The organism is Pedococcus sp. P2_D9, assembly GCF_056404275.1.
On sequence record NZ_JBFUEI010000008.1, the window covers coordinates 1 to 15,967 of the forward strand.

Sequence of the window (15,967 nt, forward strand, 5' to 3'; positions counted from 1 at the left end):
CCAACAGGTCTCCGTCGGACGCCACCGGGCCGGTGAACGCTGCGACGTCCACGTCGGCCCCGACACCCTCCAGTTCTGGATCGGCAACGAGCTGCTGCGCACCGTGCGACGCGACAGCACCGGCCCCGTCCGCAACAAACGACCCTTGGGAGGTGCACTGACCAAGACCCGCAGGACAAACTGACGTAAGGAGTGTCAAGGATCAACCGACGTAAAACCGTCAACCATCAGCCGAATGCCTACAAGGGCACATCAACCGTCAGCAGCCGGCATCATCACTGTCAGTCCGGAGCGCCCTGACTGTCCGTTGTAATCGTGGCGTGGGAAAGCGGGTGTCGACATTCTCGGCCGTTCAGGCGCGGAGGTGTTACCGGTCGACTCGACAAGGCAGGGCGGGAGCCAGAAGCCCGGACAGATGACCGTCTCCGTGTCAACGACTTTCAAGCTACCCCAAGAGGCAATGGTCAGCCGACTCGCAGTTCGGGATAGCGCCGCGAGCCGGGGGGTCCACAACGTCCAGCGCCTTGGCGGAGCACGCCGGGCCGTCTGGATTCGCTCTCACAGAGGCGCCGTGCCGTAGGCGCCTTCCTTAACGGTTCCGTCCCGGCTTCCGCGGGTCGTCTCGCGGTCCACACCAAGATCGCCCGCAGGGCCACACCGGCGGACTTTGAGGCCGACGCGGACGGGTCACCCGGAACTTCATGATGCAGGAAGCCACCACCCGAGCAACTACGAAGGGAAGCCGAGGAACCAAGCATGGAACGAACACCCCTAACCCGAACTTCGCTGGAGCGTTCCCCTGGCCTTGCTTGCCTGCTCGCCTCAGCAGGTACCGCATCTCAGCAAGGTCAGTCAGCCGACTCATTGTTGTCGACGGAGCCCTTCCAGCCAACGGACGGAGCGGACAATGGCCAACGTACGCGTTGATGCGCGGGGAATGGTCATTGAGATCAATCATGACGAGTCCACGGGTCTCATCGGTGTCATGGCAAGTGCCGATGCCGTTGCGATTGCCAAGGTCGTCGCGGCATTCGGGATCGCAACGTCGACAGCGGGTTGGATCGGCGGGGCGATCGCCCTCCACATCGCGTGGGAGTTGGTGACATTCAAAGCCACCGAAAAGGGCGACGGGCTGATCCTCTATGTCGACCCGCTGACCTTGAGCGGTATTGCACCGCTCGGCATCGTCATCGCCCACACGCGCATAACCCCCGAGAATCCTGACCCGTGGGCAACCCACGAGGATGGGGTCTTCAAGACCGCTTATGCCGACGAGATTCATTACCACATCGACCGAGGCGCGGGCGCGCAGGACGACTGCAAGTTTGTCCTGGTCAACGAGTGTGATTGGGACAAGGCGTTCGCCATGCGCATCGGCAACGACCACTACATGGTGCTAGCTCCCGGTCATGACAACGCAGAGAACGGATCATGGTTCGCCGACCTAAGCAATACCGCCATCGAGTTCATGAAGCCCCAGTTCCTCGGCAGATGGGGACCAGTCGGGCTGACACTGAGCAACTTCGACGGCCTCCACGCCGCCGACATCACCACATTTACTTGGACGAAGGACAGCACATAGAAAGTAGCCTCGCGGGTGAAGACACACGGCGGTCACGGCCTGCTGAAGGACGACAAGCAGCCGGGACGTACGCAGCGACCTCACGAGTTTCGCTACTACCTCAAGGGAAGAACGGCGGCACTGCCGCCGTTCTAGCCCTGCTCCGTGATAGGGCCCGTACCCGCCCTATCGGGCCAAACACCCTACGAGCGACTGCGCCTGAAGACCCAGTCCCGGCCGTAGCCGATCACCGTCAGTTGCACACTTTCCATTCATGGGGGGAAGCTCTAGTCCATCTTCGAGCGCCGCAGACGGAGCCTTCAGGTCCGCAAGATGGGAGAGTCACCCATCGCGGGCCGGACGCAGCCCCTGGATGATCCGCATGCCAGCATCACGCATTTCGGCCAGGTCTCGGGCGATCAGAATTTTCTCGAGCCCCGTCACGCGATCTGCGCCCTCCCCGACCGAGCCAACAACGGCATAGGCAGGCACCACTCCCTTGCGTCGTATGACGGCTTGGACCAACTTGCCAGCCGCGGTCTGACCGTCCAGTCGACCCTCTCCTACAACGACGGCGCAGCAACCCCGGAGCCGTTCCTCAAGGCCTACCGCATCAAGCACGTAGTCCGCGCCGGGGGCGATCGCGGCTCCAAACCACCCCCACATCCCGCCCGCCAAACCTCCTGCCGCACCGCCACCGCGGACCGACCGAGGGTCTCGAGGCATCGCGACCGCTGCGGCGCTCAAACGCTGTTCAAGCTGTTTGACCTGTTCCGCTGAAGCACCCTTCTGCGGTGCAAAAAGCGCGGCCGCATCGATGAATCGCGTTTCGACGTCAGTCAGAACGGTGAGTTCGGTACCCCGCAGTCCGCCAGACTCCCAAATAGCCTGCGCCGCGCCTGATCCGCCGTCGGTAGTAATGGACCCCCCAGCGGCGATAAGGACTTGCTTGGCTCCGCGCCGAATCGCGTCGACGATGAGCATGCCGGTGCCGCGTGTGTCTGCACTCACGGGGTCTCGCCTACCCTCGTGCGGGGTGCTGTAGCCGCTGGCGGCTGCGAGCTCGATCACGGCCGTCCGTGAGTTCAGGCCATAAGTGGCCGTCATCATGGCGCCCCATGGGTTGCAGGTAGATGTGGTGATGCGCTTAAGCCCAAGGTGGGGCGCAAGGACCTCGAGCGTGCCTTCACCGCCATCAGCAAGGGGCAGTTCGTCGGTGGAGCATCCGGCAGCGCGAATTCCGGCAGCCACTGCCTGTGCAACTTCACGTGCGGCGTATGTGCCTTTGAAGCTGTCCGGCGGGACTAGCACCCGACCTGGAGGGTGCGTTTCAACCACGACTTGGCGCTCGGCGTAGTGGACGCCACTCGGTGGCGGCCGATTCCTTTTGTGACCGGACGGCATTCCAAGCATCGGGGTTCACAGCCGTTGCAGGCAGTTCACCTCGTGCCAGCTCGATCGCGTTGGCAGCGCAGAGGCGGGCCATCTCCGCCCGCACGGTCTGAGTGGCACTACCGATGTGCGGAAGCAGCACGGTGTTCGGTAGGTCAACCAGTCCAGGCGTCAACGCGGGCTCATTCTCGTAGACGTCCAACCCGGCCGCTGCGATGGCACCAGTTCGAAGCGCCTCTACGAGCGCGCCCTCATCTACCAGCGCGCCGCGTGCTGTGTTGACCAGCACCGCGCCGGAGGGCATCGCCTCGAGGACTGGCGCGTTGATCAGGTGTCGAGTGGCCGTGGTTAGCGGCACGTGGAGCGACAGCACGTCCGAGGTGGCCACAAGTTCGTGCCAGCTGACCTCCCTTACGCGGCCTTCCAAGTCGGCCAGCTCAGGACCTGAAGAGGGATCGTTCGTGGGTGGCCGGGGGCAGTACTGAACATGCATGCCGAAGCCAAGCGCTCGTCGCGCTGTTGCCCGGGCAATACGTCCGAACCCGGCAAGTCCTAACGTGGCGCCTGCGATATCGCGCCCGAGTAGTAGGTCCGGCGTCCACCCGCGAAAGTGCCCACCGCGAAGGTACTGGTCTGCCTCAACACAACGTCGAGATGCCGCAAGCATCAGCAGAATTGCCGTGTCGGCCGTGGCGTCGGTGAGGACGTCAGGCGTGTTGGCAACGACGATTCTGGACCTTGAGGCGAGATCGATGTTCACGTTGTTCGTGCCGGCCGAGTAGAGCGAGACACCCTTCAGCCTTGCACCTTCAAGCGCGGCACCTGACAGATCATCACTCAAATGAGCAATCAGGACGTCATACCGACCAGACCTGCACAGGCGCCGAAGTTCCGTGGCGGTAGGCGATGTCTGATGCACCTCGACAGACCCGACATTGGCGAGCATGGTCATTCCTGGCTCTCGGATGGCCTGGGTGACCATGAACCTCAGTGGAGTCACCCCGATTCCCCCGAGCCCCGGCTCCCTACACTGGTCGGTCCTGCGGCAGCAGGCTGGGGGACGTGGTGACATGCGACCACACCGCCCGAGGCTTTCAGCTCGAGGGATGGCTCTTCGCTTGCACAAATATCGGTTGCCAGCGGGCAACGAGTCCTGAAATGACAGCCGCTTGGTGGGTTGGAAGCGCTGGGCAGCTCACCGGAAAGGATGATCCGGGATCGCGTCCTCTCCGTGGTTGGATCGGGCGAAGGAACCGCTGATAGCAACGCCCGGGTGTATGGATGTTGCGGCGAGCTGAACAGCTGGTCGCGAGTGGCAACCTCGACGACCTTGCCCAGATACATGACTGCGATTCTTGAGCTCACGTGCCGCACGACACTCAAGTCGTGCGCGATGAACAAGCAGGTGAGTGACAGCTCGTCACGCAACCGCTCGATGATGTTGAGCACTTGCGCCTGCACGGAAACGTCCAAGGCCGAGACCGGCTCGTCGCAGATGATCATCTTCGGTTCCAAGGCCAGGGCCCGAGCAATGCCGACTCGCTGCCGCTGTCCGCCCGAGAACTCATGGGGGTATCTGGAGGCCATTTCTGGGCGAAGACCGACCATGTCCAGCAGCTCAGCGACTCGCCCGGGACGACTTCGACGGTCACCGATTCGGTGGATGCGCAGGGGCTCGCTCAAGATCTGACCCACGCTCTTACGCGGGTCCAAACTGCTGAAGGGATCTTGGAAGACCATCTGGACTCGTCTTCTGGTCTCGCGCAACTCGCGACCCGAGACGGAGGCCAAGTCGCGACCCTCGAAAAGCACTCTGCCCGCTGTTGGCCGGTTCAACCGCACAATCGTTCGGCCAAGAGTCGACTTTCCACAGCCAGACTCCCCCACCAGCCCCAACGTCTCCCCCTCGGCAATCGAGAGAGATACGCCGTCAACGGCTCGGACCGTTCGTCGACCCGCGCCCGACTTTCCTCCTCCGACGACGAAGTGCGTTCGCAGATCGTCAATCTCAAGCAGAGCACTCATCTTGAGGTGACTCCTTCCGGGACATTGGTCCTGAGCCAGCACGCCTTGCTATGGCTGTCACTGACGCGTTCCAGCGTTGGCGTTTCTGTGGTGCACCGGGACAACGCGTGCCTGCATCGTTCGGCAAAGGCGCAACCGTTCAGCTGCGACCGAAGGTCGGGCGGCTGACCAGGAATGGGCTTCAGGGGCGTACCTGCTGGCCGGTCCAGCCGAGGGATCGACTCAAGCAGACCGGCGGTGTAGGGATGGCGCGGATCATCGAAGATCTCATCGACTGTTCCGGACTCCACGACGCGCCCGCCGTACATGACTTGAGCGCGATCACACGAACCGGCCACCACGCCCAGGTCGTGGCTGATCATGACGACTGCCATCCCAAGGTCACTTCTAAGCTGGCCAATGAGCTCAACGATCTGGGCCTGAATCGTGACGTCCAGTGCGGTGGTCGCCTCATCGGCGATCAGCAGCTTGGGCCGGCAAGCGATCGCCATGGCGATGAGAACGCGCTGACGCATTCCACCAGAGAACTGATGTGGATAGTCCAGAACGCGCGACGCAGGCTCGGCAATGCCGACCATGTCAAGCGCTTCAATCGCCCGTTGCTTAGCCTGTCGACGAGTCAGGTTCTCATGTATTTGCAACGACTCTGTGAGCTGACGCTCCACACTCAGAACGGGGTTCAGGGAGGTCATCGGATCCTGGAACACGATGCCGATCTGTGCGCCCCGGACCGACCTCATCTGCTTCTCAGACAGAGTGAGAAGATCACGCCCTTCGAACACCACCCGCCCTTCAAGCCGGGCGGCCTTCGGGTCAAGCAGTCGCATGACCGCCATGACGGTCACCGTCTTGCCCGATCCCGATTCGCCCACAACGCCAAGTGTTTCGCCCTGCTCGACAGAGAAGCTGACGTCACGCACGGCATGAACGCTTTCGCCGTGCCGTGACAGCCTCACGTTGAGATCCTTGACCTGAAGCATGGCTACCCCACGACCAGCGGGGTGGACCAGTCAATGGCTCGGGTGAGGACGCTGCTCCCTTCCTCAGTGATCACCACCATGTCCTCCACGTGGTAGATGCCATCGCTACCGACGACGAGCGGCTCGACCATGAAGACCATCCCTGCATGCAGAATGGTGTGATCGTTGATGTGCAGCATCGGGTTCTCGTGCAACCCCAGCCCGATCGAGTGTCCAACGTGCGGGAAGTCGAAGTCCACGCCGGCAGTCTTGAATAGCTCTTGAGCGTGGGCGAAGACCGCGCTGGCGGATACACCTGGACGCATGAAGGAGAAGATGCCTTGCTGAACACTCTCGAGTCGGGTGTACAGATCGAGCTGTGAACGGCTGATCGAGCCGACGAAGGCCGTCCTGGCAACGTCGGACAGGTAGTGGCCACCCCACGACATGCCGAAGTCGGCCCGCAGCACGTCACCAGCTGTGAGCCTGCGGTCACTTGCGCTGGCGTGAACCTTGAAGCCGTCTGTCCCTACCGCCATGGTCTGGTGAAGCAGGTTACGCGCTCCGAAGCCTTTAGCGGTCGACACCATCGTGTCTGCGACGGAGAACCCCGAGTCGCCAATTCTTGCGCCCTCAAAGGCCGCCCGGATCGCTGCGTCCGTGTTTCGGGCCGCGGCACCAAGCACGTCGATCTCCTGGGCCGTCTTCACCGCCCGCATGTTGTCGAAGATGTCATCAGCCGGCACCAACTCTGCGCCCGGAAGCAGAACGTCGAGGAGGGCCCGATCACGGGCGCACAGGTTTCGAAGCTCGACGCCAACCCTGCCCGAGCCGACACCCTTCTCCTTGAGCACCCTGCTGAGAACCTCGACCGGCTCATCCACGAACTCGGTGTAGCCCACGAGATCTGTCAGCCAGGACTCCTCGGTCGCATGCCCCTGCTCGATGGTGCAGTACACAAAGGTGGGTTCGGCACCATCCGCGACGACGAACGCTGTGCGCTGAGGGACCGTCTTCATCGTCGTGAAGTACGTACCAGAGCTGTAGCAAACGTTTGGAGGAGATGACGCGACGATGGCGTCGAGGGAGTGCTCCTGCAGCACCGCCGCGAGATTCGCACGGGCGTCCGATGCACTAACCATTTGTAGGCTCCTTGTCTGAGCCGGCGGACTCGCCGGCGGTGTCGTATGTGCGGCTGATAGCGCGTTGAATCGTCAGGCTCGCGGATTGAGTGTTCGGCGAAGCCCTTCGCCGAAGAGGTTGAGACTGCCAACGAGAAGGGTGACGGCAAGGCCTGGCAGGAGGGAGAGGTAGAAGTCGGTGTGGATGTACTTCTGACCATCGGCCAGCATCGTTCCCCAGGCGGGGTCGGTTAGCGGAACGCCAAGGCCGAGGAAGCTCAGACCGGCCTCAAGAAGCACCATGCGACCGACCTGCAAGGTTGTGATGACGATGATGGACGACATGATGTTCGGAAGTACATGGGCGAAGACGATGCCCAAGGGTCGCTGTCCGATCGAAATGGCCGCATTAACGAACTCCTGCTCGCGGACTGCCCGCACCACGTTGTAGAGGATTCGCGTGTAGGTGGGCCACGAGGTGACCGCCAGAACGATAGTTAGCTTCACGACACTGGTGCCGAACAGCGCGGCGACCATGAGGGCGACCAGGACTGGCGGCATCGATTGCATTGCGTCGACGGCCCGCATGACGAAACCGCTGCTTCGCCGGCCGCCGTATCCAGCCACCAGCGCCAGGGCGATCCCCACGACACCGGCCAGCACTGTCGACGCGCAGGCTACGCCGAGGGAGTACCTCGCGCCGTGCAGCAGCTGGCTGAGCACATCCCGCCCGAACGAGTCAGTACCCAACAGATGCTCCGATGAGCCGCCAGACGCCCAAGCCGGCGGCGTTAGTCGGGCGGCTAGGTCCTGCGTCATTGGTTCCCACTGAGTGAGCAAGGGAGCAAACACCGCCGCAAACACAATGCAGATGAGGATGCCGCCGCCCACCACCATGCTCGGCTGCGGTCTCGCTGATCCCGGCCGACTAAGGAGTCGTCGACGAGGGACCTCTGGCGGCGTGGCTAGCGCAGGTACCGCGGTCTCGATTGCCATTTCAGCTCACCCGAATTCGTGGATCGAGCGACGCACTGAGCAGATCGACCACCAGGTTAGTGACCATCACGACTACCGCCAGCAGCACGACCGTGGCTTCTACGACGGGCAGGTCTCGGTGCAAGATTGCCTCGACACCGAGCCTGCCCACGCCTGGCCAGCCGAACACAGATTCCGTGAGGACCGCACCACCCAGGAGGGTGCCGAGCTGCAACCCGATTGAGGCGATGATCGGATTTAGCGCGTTGCGGAAAGCATGTCTGAAGACCAACAGCCTGGGAGACAGGCCCTTTGCTTGAGCTGTCACCATGAACGGCTGTTGCAGAGCCTCGATCATCCCGGTTCGCGTGAGGAGCAGGATCTGGGGAATCAGGAAGGCGGAGAGAGTCAGGGTTGGAAGCACCAACGACGCAAAACTCGTGTATCCGGACGTCGGCAGAATCTGCAGCTTGACCGCAAACAACAGAATGAGCATCTGTCCGAGCCAGAAGCTCGGCATGGACTGGCCCAGCACCGCAACGGCGTTCACCATGGCATCGACAATTCCGCCGGAACGTACCGCCCCCAAGATACCTAGACCTACACCGAGGATCGTTGCAACCACGATTGACAAGCCTGCAAGCATGAGGCTCGCAGACAGCCTGGATGCAACGATCTGCGCTGCCGACTCGTGGTAGTACACCGAGAAGCCGAAGTCGCCACGCAGAGTGTTCCCAACGAACGTGAAGAACTGGTCCCACAACGGCCGGTCCAGGCCCAGCTGACGGGCAAGCTCAGCACGCTGATCGGCAGTGGCCTCTGGAGGCAGCAGCAGGTCTACAACATTGCCGGCTGACTGCACCAGAAGGAACACGACAAGCATCACCAGCAACAGGATCGCGGGAAGTCTCAGGAGTCGCTTGAGGGCGTAGTTGAACACGTCAGTTCGCTCCGCCCTTGGGCGCCACAGTCTTCAGAACCACCATCTCGTCGTCGCGCGCGGTGAATCCAGTCACCCCCTTGGCCAGCCCGTAGTACATGGCCGGCTGGGTCAGGAAGAGAGCCATGGCCTCGTCATTCATGTGCTGAGAGGCCTGCTCGTATAGGGACTGCCGCTGGGAGTCGTCGAGGGTCGAGGAAGCCTTGGCGATGAGGTCGTCATAGGTGTTGTCCGCGTAGTACTTGCCAAGCGTGGAGGAACTCGTGAACCAGGACGTCGACAGCGCAGGGTCGCCGAAGTCATACCAACCGATCAGGAACGCGGGACCAGCCTTCGTTGCACCAACGGACTGAATGAACGACCCGAAGTCGGTGAGGTTCGGCTTCGCCCTCACGCCAACGGCTTCCAACTGCGAGCAAATGGCGATTACCAGGTCACGGTCGGCTGGGTACTTCCCGATTGGGCCGTTGATGACCATGTCGAAGCCATTGGGGAAACCCGCCTCGGCAAGCAGAGCCTTCGCCTTGGCCGGGTCGTGCGGGAAGGCCTTGAGTGACTTGTTGTAACCCAGCGACGCCGGCGACTCGAGCTGGCCGTCCAGCGGGCGTTGGGTGTTGTTCAGGATGGTCGAGATCAACGACTGCTTGTCGACCGCGTAGTTGAGCGCCTGGCGTACCAGCTTGTTGGCAGTGGGTCCGCCGTGCGTCGTATCGAACTCGAGCAGGAGTGCTGCGCGACTGAACTCGTGCACGACCTGCGCGTTCTTGTTGGCCTTCACCGTGTCGATCGCAGCGATCGGGAGGTTCATGTTCACATGCACCTCTCCGGCCATGAACGAGTCAAGACGCGTCGAGTCGTCCGGGATGACACGCATCTCAAGACGGTCGGCCTTCGGCGCCCCTCCCCAGTAGCCCTTGTTCGCGGTGTACACGATCTTTTCACCCTGCGACCATGACTCGAACTGGAAAGGACCCGTGCCCACGGGCTTTGCCGGGGCCTTTCCTCCGTTGGCCGCTACATACTTGGGCGGCACGATGAATGCTTGCGTAAGTCCCAGCAGAAGCACAGGGAACGGCGCCTTCGTGTGGAATCGCACCGTGTGCGAGTCGACCACCTCGACGCTGTCCAGGCGCCCAAAGCGGGAGCGCTGGGTCGCATTCTGGTCTGGATTCATAATGCGATCCATTGTGAACTTGACAGCATTGGCGTCAAAAGCCTCGCCGTTGTGGAACGAGACGTTCTGACGGAGGACAAATTCCCACGTCAGGGGATCCACGTTCTTCCAGGAGGTAGCCAGCTGCGGAACGAAGTCGCCGTTCTCAAACCACACGAGCGTGTCGTACATCTGACGCCATGCGCGCAGACCGGGGCCGGTAATGCCAGGCCCGAGTGGGTCGAGTGACGAGGGTCCCGTCCCTTCGGCGTAGACGAGCGTTGAGCCTGCGCCTCCTCCGCTGGAGCTACCGCTGGGGGCGGCACAGGCCACTGCGCTCCCGCCCACCACGACGAGTGCTGAGCCGTAGGCCCCAAACCGCAGAACGTCCCTCCTGCTGAACTGCGATGAAGGCATTGGAAACGTCATTGTCGTCCTTCCTTTCAACTCGTCTGAGAAATGCGACAGGAAATGCAGAGCAGATGTTCTTTCACCATGCCGACTCCAACAGGACACGCGGCGACTTCTGCGTGAGGTTGATGGCGCCGTTCGACTTGACATGGATGAGGTCTTCGATGTGGTAAACCTCGGTCCTGCCGAAATACCCGAGTTCGATTTGTAGGGTTTGACCCTCTTTGACAGGCTCATGCACGTCAGGCCACAGCAAGGGCGCTTCCTGGACGGTCCGGCCGATTCCATGACCGACGATCCCCCATCGGAACTCAAGACCCAACTGGTCGTACCGCCGGCGCGCCAGCTGGGCAAGCTCGGACGCAAGGACTCCAGGCCGAACTGCCTCGACGACCGCGTCGTGCGCTTCCGAGATTCGCGCGAAGATATCCTTTTGGCGGGGAGACGCCTTACCTACGACGACGTTCCGGGCGATGTCGGATGCGAAGCCTCGCTCGCAGCGAACGCCCCAGTCGGTCCGGATCAACTGGCCTTCGGCCAGCTTGGTGGCACTCGGCAGGGCGTGCCATCCGGCGGCACGAGGACCAACTGCCAGAATGCCGTGGACCAGTTCAGTGGCGCCTTGTTCCCAGAGCCGACGAACGATTCTGCCCGACACTTCCCGCTCCGACTCCCCTGGGCGCGCAAGCGTGAGCTCGTGTTCGAGGGTTTGCGTGGTGACCTGGTTGATCGACACCACGGCCTGCACATCTGCGTCTGCCTTGGCGGTGACGATCTCGTCCAAGAAGTTGGATGCGTCGACCAACCCCAAGTCCGGCAGAGACCTTTGCACCTCGGCTGCGAAACCTTCCGGCAGGTGGTTGGCTTCGACGCCCAAGGCGCCGCTGGCGATTCCAAGTTCTTGCAGCACCTCCGTCACGGTTCGGGCCCCGGCCAGCCCTTCGCCGTCATATGGCCTGACATCGGCGATTGACGACGTGCCGTCCTCTGGCCCCACGAAGGTCTTATCTCCCTGACCGACCCAGTTCAGCGCGCGCGGTGCGGGCACCACAAAGATGGGCTCCCCCTTGGCCGGCCACACGACGATGTGAAGACGCTTGGGCACGTAGCGGAGATCTGGGTGGTAGAAGCCCGACAAGTAGCCAACGTTGTCGGGTCCGGCGACTACGACAGCCGCTAGATCATGACGCCGAAGGGTTGCACTGATCCAGGAGGCCCTGTCCCTGAGCTGGATGTCGGCCGTCAATGCCATGCCACTCTCCTCGGTCGATACGTTTGTTCTACAAAGTTGAACTTTAAGGAGGGCCGTCGGTGGTGTCAAGGGTTGCGCTCCAGCCGTGTCGTCGTATCCATTCGGGCCCACTGGTGATGAGCTCAAGGGGGTCGCGCCTGTCACCGGATGCGTCGCGACGTCATCTATAGTTAAATACAAGGAACTTTTAGGAGGTGGCATCGCGATGGCTCTTGACGGCTTGACGGGGAGTCGGTTCGACGTGCTGGGCGGGGCGCCGGAGCGGACGGCGCGTGACCGCGTACTGGCCCTTCTCGTGGACGCCATCCGTGCCGGCGTCTTCGAGGTAGGGGACCGCCTTCCGAATCTTCGCGACCTGGCGGACGAGCTCGGTATCAGTCATGTCGTGGCCCGCCAAGCTATTGAGGTGCTCGTGGAGTGTGGCGTACTTGATGTGCGCCCAGGTCGCGGCGGTGGCGTCTTCTTGATTAGCTCGACAGGTCTCGCGCAGGCTCTGCGCGAGATCTATGAGGTCCCTACTAAAGACGAAGCCCGGAACCTGCTCGAGGCCCGGTTCGTAGTGCAGAGGGCAGTGGTGCGAAGGGCTGTCGTCCACGCAGACGCTCGTGATCTAGCCGAGTTGGGCGCCCTTGTCTCACGCATGCGGCACACGACCATGTTCCAGGAGTTCACCGAGCTCACGGTCCGGTTCCACCTTCGACTGGCCCTGACCGCTCGCAATGTGATGCTCACCAGCTTCCTGCGCGAAGTGCTCAATCGAATGGCGCTTTACGGCATGAACCGTGCCGGACTGTTGCTGGAGGACCAGATCATTGCGCGTGGATGTGTGCTGTATGAGCAGCTTTACGCGATCCTGATTCGTTCAGAGGTTGACGCCGCAGACGCGTGGGTGGACCAGCACATTCAGTTTGTGCAGGACCTTTACGACTTTGAGGTCGACAATTCGAGGGGACTGCTCACTGCGACGTAGCCATGTGCCCGCGTTCAGTGATTCCCGAGAGCCGGTGTGGCGGCTCTTCGCTCCGGGTGCCAAAACGTCGCTCTTCCTCGACCACGGGCGATGGCTGGTTCGCACAGCCAACCGACACGGGTCGATGGTCCGCTGGTAGCGCCAGGCAGCAGGCAGGCCTCGGATGGACCCGATCACGTCTCGATGAAGGCCCGGATACGGTCAGCGATCTGACTGCCGGTCAGGGAGAAGGCGTGCAGAAGCTCGCGAGGCGCACCGCTCTCGCCGTAGCGGTCATTAACCCCAAGGCGCAGAACTCGGGTGGGAAGTTCCAGGCTGAGCAACTCCGCCACCGCTCCGCCCAGCCCGCCCGCGATCTGTGCCTCTTCGGCTGTCACGACCAGACCCGTCTTGCTGGCACTTGCAAGGATGGCCTCCTTATCAAGAGGCTTGAGCGTGGGGACGTGCAGCACCTCTGCGGCGATGCCCTGCAAAGCGAGCAAGTCTGCCGCCACGAGTAGTTCGTGCGTGAGAGTCCCCGTCCCGATCAGAGAGATGGTGTCACCCTCCCGAAGTCGGTAGGCCACCCCCAGCCGGAATGATGAATCAGGGCTGGTGAAGACGGGGGTGGCGTCGCGTGCTAGACGCAGGTAGACCGGTCCGCCTGATTCGGCGATGGCCAAGGTGGCCTTCTCCGCCTCAACGGCATCCGCTGGAGCAACAACAGTCATGTTGGGCATGACCCGCATGATCGCGATGTCCTCGAGCATCTGGTGCGTGGCTCCGTCGTACCCCACATTCAGGCCCGCATGGGAACCTACAATCTTCACCGGCATGTCGTTAAGCGCGGCGGTCGTCTTGATCTGCTCCCAGTTGCGTCCAGGGCTGAACGCCGCGTAGCTCGACGTGAAGGGAATCTTCCCGGCCCGTGCAAGGCCACTGGCGACGGTGACCAGATTCTGCTCGGCGATTCCCACCTCGACGAATCGGTCGGGAAATGCCTGTTGGAACAGATGCATCATGGTGCTCTCGGTGAGGTCGGCGCAGAGCGCGACGATGCGCTCATCGCGATGGCCGGCGGCAAGAAGACCGCGCCCGAAACCTGCGCGCATCGGCTGCTGGAGTCGGGGGGTGGCAGCCTGGTCGATGCCTTGTGGCACGGACATCAGTTTCGCGCTCCGATCTTGTCTTGAAGTGAGGTGATTGCAGCCCGGGCCTGCTCCTCGGTCGGCGGCTTGCCGTGCCATCGGTGGTCGTATTCCATGAAGGCGGCACCCTTGCCTGGAACGGTGTGCGCGATGATCATGCTCGGCTGCTGGGCGACCGCCTTTGCCTGATGGATGGCGTCAACCAGCATGGAGGGGCTATGGCCGTCGACCTCCAGGACGTGCCAACCGAATGCTTCCCATTTGCCGCGCAGATCACCTAGCGGCATGACATCCTCGGTCTGGCCGTCAATCTGAATGTAGTTTCGGTCGACGATGCCAATGAGCCGCCCGAGCTTGTACTTGCTCGCGAACATCGCGGCCTCCCAGATGTTCCCTTCGTTCAGTTCGCCGTCGCCCATCGTCACGTAGACGAACCTGTCAAGCTGCCGGTCGAGGATCTGGCTCGCATACGCGTATCCGGCAGCTTGGGAAAGTCCACTGCCAAGGGGGCCACTCGTGTTTTCCAGGCCAGGCAAGGCGTGACGCTCTGGGTGACCTTGAAGCCGTGAGCCAAGACGCCGCAGGGTGGTCAGTTCCTCCACCGGAAAGTAGCCCGCGTGCGCCAAGCTTGCGTAGAGGACGGGGGCGACGTGCCCGTTACTGAGGAAGAAGACGTCCCGGTCCTCCCACTCCGGATCGATCGGATCATGCCTCATCACATGCCGATACAGCACCGTGAGGATCTCAGCCATCCCTAGAGAGCCAGCGCTGTGCCCGCTCTGCGCTGCTGCCAGCATCGTGAGAATGGATATCCGCACCTGGTCAGCGGCGTCCTGTAGTTCACCCACCGGCAGGGGCTTCAGGTGTCTGGCGTTCATCGTTTCCTCTCAGCGGTGCCCTGGGCGCCGCAGCTGTTTCGGGATGCATGGGCGGGAGTCGAGTACCGCCCCCGCTGCGGCACAAGGGGATCTCTTTCAATAAGCGTGTGTGCCCGGCCTAGCCAGCCAGAGGCGCGCTGGATACCTAGTGCGAAGGCGAGTACGTGTGCTTGAGCAGCGCCTGCGTGACAGCGGTCTGGATCAGCGTTGCTGCAGCGCGCTGCGCGGCGAGTGGGACGCCGTCGTCACACAGCACCGGTCGCGCATACCACCCGCACACCACTCCAGCGTCGACGGCGGCACGCAGAATTCGCTCTACATAGTCCGCGTCCGCAACGAGATCGGGCCGTTCGAGCAGGAAAGCAATCATGCCGGTGACGCCGTATCCGCCCCAGTCCGAAATGGCGGCCGTGAGGACCACGTCAGTGGGGATGGCAGCTGCCATGCCCCCATTGCATTCACAGCGGCAAGTCCCTCCAGCGGGCTGAATCGTCGCGATCTCGGTAACGGACCCGAATCCGACCTCATTGCCCGCGTCTCCGATACCGCAGGTGAGGATGCCGGCCCGCTGCGCCTCGGCGAAGAGGGTCGCAGCATTGAAGTGAACGTCGTGCCAGGGGTTGCCTGTGGCGCCATGGATGATCCCGTGTCGGTTTGGCGACAGCTTCTCGATGGCGATGACCGCCGAGGGGGTGAGTTCGCGAAGGAGTTCGAGCGAGAAGGCGGCCCCCTCTTGATCGTCGACGGGGCTCTCGTGAATCACGACCGAGTCAGCCCACGGGGGGCTTCCTGGCTGTCGAACATTCAGCTCACCCGCCCGCGCGACCGCAACGAGCGGAGCAAGGAACCTCTCTTCAACTGCGAAGTGAACCTCCGCGCCGACGCCCTGTGTGAGCGCCCGAGCAATAGCAACGCCACCCAAGAGTCCGTCGATCTCGCCAGTCGGCAGACCGGGGTCACCCCCGGCACCGCACACGATGACTACGCGATCACCTTGATGGACGTTTTGAATCAGCGCCTGAGCCATCGCGTAGCTGAGCGGCAGGTCGCTCTTCGCCCGCACGGCGTCGTACAAGAGGTGTGCTACTCCCCGCGGCAGGTTGCCGATCGGTCGAAGTTCGGTGGTCATGATTTGGTCGATGTAGTGGCCTATGACTTCAGGCATTACTGTTCCCGCTTTCGTCCTTCGTACTATCAGTGGTC

The 15,967-nt window shown here is 62.3% G+C and carries 14 protein-coding genes and 1 pseudogene; 3 read left to right on the forward strand and 12 right to left on the reverse strand.

Features of this window, described 5'->3' with window-relative positions:
* Both AC1DXJ_RS13265 and AC1DXJ_RS13270 read left to right on the forward strand, forming a co-directional pair.
* A pseudogene (locus AC1DXJ_RS13265) lies at positions 1 to 184 on the forward strand (hypothetical protein); the annotation flags it as partial.
* A 723-nt stretch (positions 185 to 907) separates the two neighbouring features.
* Positions 908 to 1,582: a hypothetical protein gene (locus AC1DXJ_RS13270; protein WP_477637159.1), complete on the forward strand. Its 675-nt coding sequence runs from the start codon at positions 908 to 910 to the stop codon at positions 1,580 to 1,582.
* Positions 1,583 to 1,903: 321 nt separating this feature from the next.
* On the opposite strand, the gene AC1DXJ_RS13275 is transcribed toward AC1DXJ_RS13270, so the two are convergent.
* The 9 genes from AC1DXJ_RS13275 to AC1DXJ_RS13315 form a co-directional block, all read right to left on the reverse strand.
* Positions 1,904 to 2,974: a glycerate kinase family protein gene (locus AC1DXJ_RS13275; protein ID WP_477637160.1), complete on the reverse strand. Its 1,071-nt coding sequence runs from the start codon at positions 2,972 to 2,974 to the stop codon at positions 1,904 to 1,906.
* Positions 2,892 to 3,935: a 2-hydroxyacid dehydrogenase gene (locus AC1DXJ_RS13280; RefSeq protein WP_477637161.1), complete on the reverse strand. Its 1,044-nt coding sequence runs from the start codon at positions 3,933 to 3,935 to the stop codon at positions 2,892 to 2,894. The genes AC1DXJ_RS13275 and AC1DXJ_RS13280 overlap by 83 nt, the downstream gene beginning before the upstream one ends.
* A gap of 14 nt (positions 3,936 to 3,949) precedes the next feature.
* Positions 3,950 to 4,978: an ABC transporter ATP-binding protein gene (locus AC1DXJ_RS13285; RefSeq protein ID WP_477637162.1), complete on the reverse strand. Its 1,029-nt coding sequence runs from the start codon at positions 4,976 to 4,978 to the stop codon at positions 3,950 to 3,952.
* Positions 4,975 to 5,958: an ABC transporter ATP-binding protein gene (locus AC1DXJ_RS13290; protein ID WP_477637163.1), complete on the reverse strand. Its 984-nt coding sequence runs from the start codon at positions 5,956 to 5,958 to the stop codon at positions 4,975 to 4,977. The genes AC1DXJ_RS13285 and AC1DXJ_RS13290 overlap by 4 nt, the downstream gene beginning before the upstream one ends.
* 2 nt (positions 5,959 to 5,960) lie before the next feature.
* A complete protein-coding gene (locus AC1DXJ_RS13295) occupies positions 5,961 to 7,079 on the reverse strand; it encodes a M24 family metallopeptidase (RefSeq protein WP_477637164.1) in 1,119 nt (372 codons plus the stop codon).
* 72 nt (positions 7,080 to 7,151) lie between these two features.
* Positions 7,152 to 7,955, reverse strand: coding sequence for an ABC transporter permease (locus AC1DXJ_RS13300; protein WP_477637165.1), 804 nt, complete (start codon positions 7,953 to 7,955; stop codon positions 7,152 to 7,154).
* A 100-nt stretch (positions 7,956 to 8,055) separates the two neighbouring features.
* Positions 8,056 to 8,973 (reverse strand): ABC transporter permease, encoded by a 918-nt coding sequence (locus AC1DXJ_RS13305; protein ID WP_477637166.1) that lies wholly within the window; start codon positions 8,971 to 8,973, stop codon positions 8,056 to 8,058.
* Position 8,974: 1 nt separating this feature from the next.
* Complete coding sequence (locus AC1DXJ_RS13310) at positions 8,975 to 10,318, reverse strand: ABC transporter substrate-binding protein (protein WP_477637167.1); 1,344 nt, start codon at positions 10,316 to 10,318, stop codon at positions 8,975 to 8,977.
* Positions 10,319 to 10,616: 298 nt separating this feature from the next.
* Positions 10,617 to 11,789, reverse strand: coding sequence for a M24 family metallopeptidase (locus AC1DXJ_RS13315; protein WP_477637168.1), 1,173 nt, complete (start codon positions 11,787 to 11,789; stop codon positions 10,617 to 10,619).
* Positions 11,790 to 11,994: 205 nt separating this feature from the next.
* Between AC1DXJ_RS13315 and AC1DXJ_RS13320 the strand changes: the two genes are divergently transcribed.
* Positions 11,995 to 12,759: a FadR/GntR family transcriptional regulator gene (locus AC1DXJ_RS13320; protein WP_477637169.1), complete on the forward strand. Its 765-nt coding sequence runs from the start codon at positions 11,995 to 11,997 to the stop codon at positions 12,757 to 12,759.
* Positions 12,760 to 12,932: 173 nt separating this feature from the next.
* Here AC1DXJ_RS13320 and AC1DXJ_RS13325 read toward each other — a convergent pair whose 3' ends face one another.
* The 3 genes from AC1DXJ_RS13325 to AC1DXJ_RS13335 form a co-directional block, all read right to left on the reverse strand.
* Positions 12,933 to 13,898: a transketolase family protein gene (locus AC1DXJ_RS13325; RefSeq protein ID WP_477637170.1), complete on the reverse strand. Its 966-nt coding sequence runs from the start codon at positions 13,896 to 13,898 to the stop codon at positions 12,933 to 12,935.
* Between the two features lie 5 nt (positions 13,899 to 13,903).
* On the reverse strand, positions 13,904 to 14,764 hold the full coding sequence (locus AC1DXJ_RS13330) for a transketolase (protein ID WP_477637171.1): 861 nt from the start codon (positions 14,762 to 14,764) through the stop codon (positions 13,904 to 13,906).
* Positions 14,765 to 14,909: 145 nt separating this feature from the next.
* A complete protein-coding gene (locus AC1DXJ_RS13335; protein WP_477637172.1) occupies positions 14,910 to 15,929 on the reverse strand; it encodes a glutamate cyclase domain-containing protein in 1,020 nt (339 codons plus the stop codon).
* Between the last annotated feature and the right edge of the window lie 38 nt (positions 15,930 to 15,967).

What these genes read in the sequence shown, in the direction of transcription:
- AC1DXJ_RS13270 (WP_477637159.1), top strand. Translation starts at nt 908, where the DNA reads ATGGCCAACGTACGCGTTGATGCGCGGGGAATGGTCATTGAGATCAAT.
- AC1DXJ_RS13275 (WP_477637160.1), bottom strand. Translation starts at nt 2,974, where the DNA reads ATGCTTGGAATGCCGTCCGGTCACAAAAGGAATCGGCCGCCACCGAGT.
- AC1DXJ_RS13280 (WP_477637161.1), bottom strand. Translation starts at nt 3,935, where the DNA reads ATGGTCACCCAGGCCATCCGAGAGCCAGGAATGACCATGCTCGCCAAT.
- AC1DXJ_RS13285 (WP_477637162.1), bottom strand. Translation starts at nt 4,978, where the DNA reads ATGAGTGCTCTGCTTGAGATTGACGATCTGCGAACGCACTTCGTCGTC.
- AC1DXJ_RS13290 (WP_477637163.1), bottom strand. Translation starts at nt 5,958, where the DNA reads ATGCTTCAGGTCAAGGATCTCAACGTGAGGCTGTCACGGCACGGCGAA.
- AC1DXJ_RS13295 (WP_477637164.1), bottom strand. Translation starts at nt 7,079, where the DNA reads ATGGTTAGTGCATCGGACGCCCGTGCGAATCTCGCGGCGGTGCTGCAG.
- AC1DXJ_RS13300 (WP_477637165.1), bottom strand. Translation starts at nt 7,955, where the DNA reads ATGGTGGTGGGCGGCGGCATCCTCATCTGCATTGTGTTTGCGGCGGTG.
- AC1DXJ_RS13310 (WP_477637167.1), bottom strand. Translation starts at nt 10,318, where the DNA reads ATGTACGACACGCTCGTGTGGTTTGAGAACGGCGACTTCGTTCCGCAG.
- AC1DXJ_RS13315 (WP_477637168.1), bottom strand. Translation starts at nt 11,789, where the DNA reads ATGGCATTGACGGCCGACATCCAGCTCAGGGACAGGGCCTCCTGGATC.
- AC1DXJ_RS13320 (WP_477637169.1), top strand. Translation starts at nt 11,995, where the DNA reads ATGGCTCTTGACGGCTTGACGGGGAGTCGGTTCGACGTGCTGGGCGGG.
- AC1DXJ_RS13330 (WP_477637171.1), bottom strand. Translation starts at nt 14,764, where the DNA reads ATGAACGCCAGACACCTGAAGCCCCTGCCGGTGGGTGAACTACAGGAC.
- AC1DXJ_RS13335 (WP_477637172.1), bottom strand. Translation starts at nt 15,929, where the DNA reads ATGCCTGAAGTCATAGGCCACTACATCGACCAAATCATGACCACCGAA.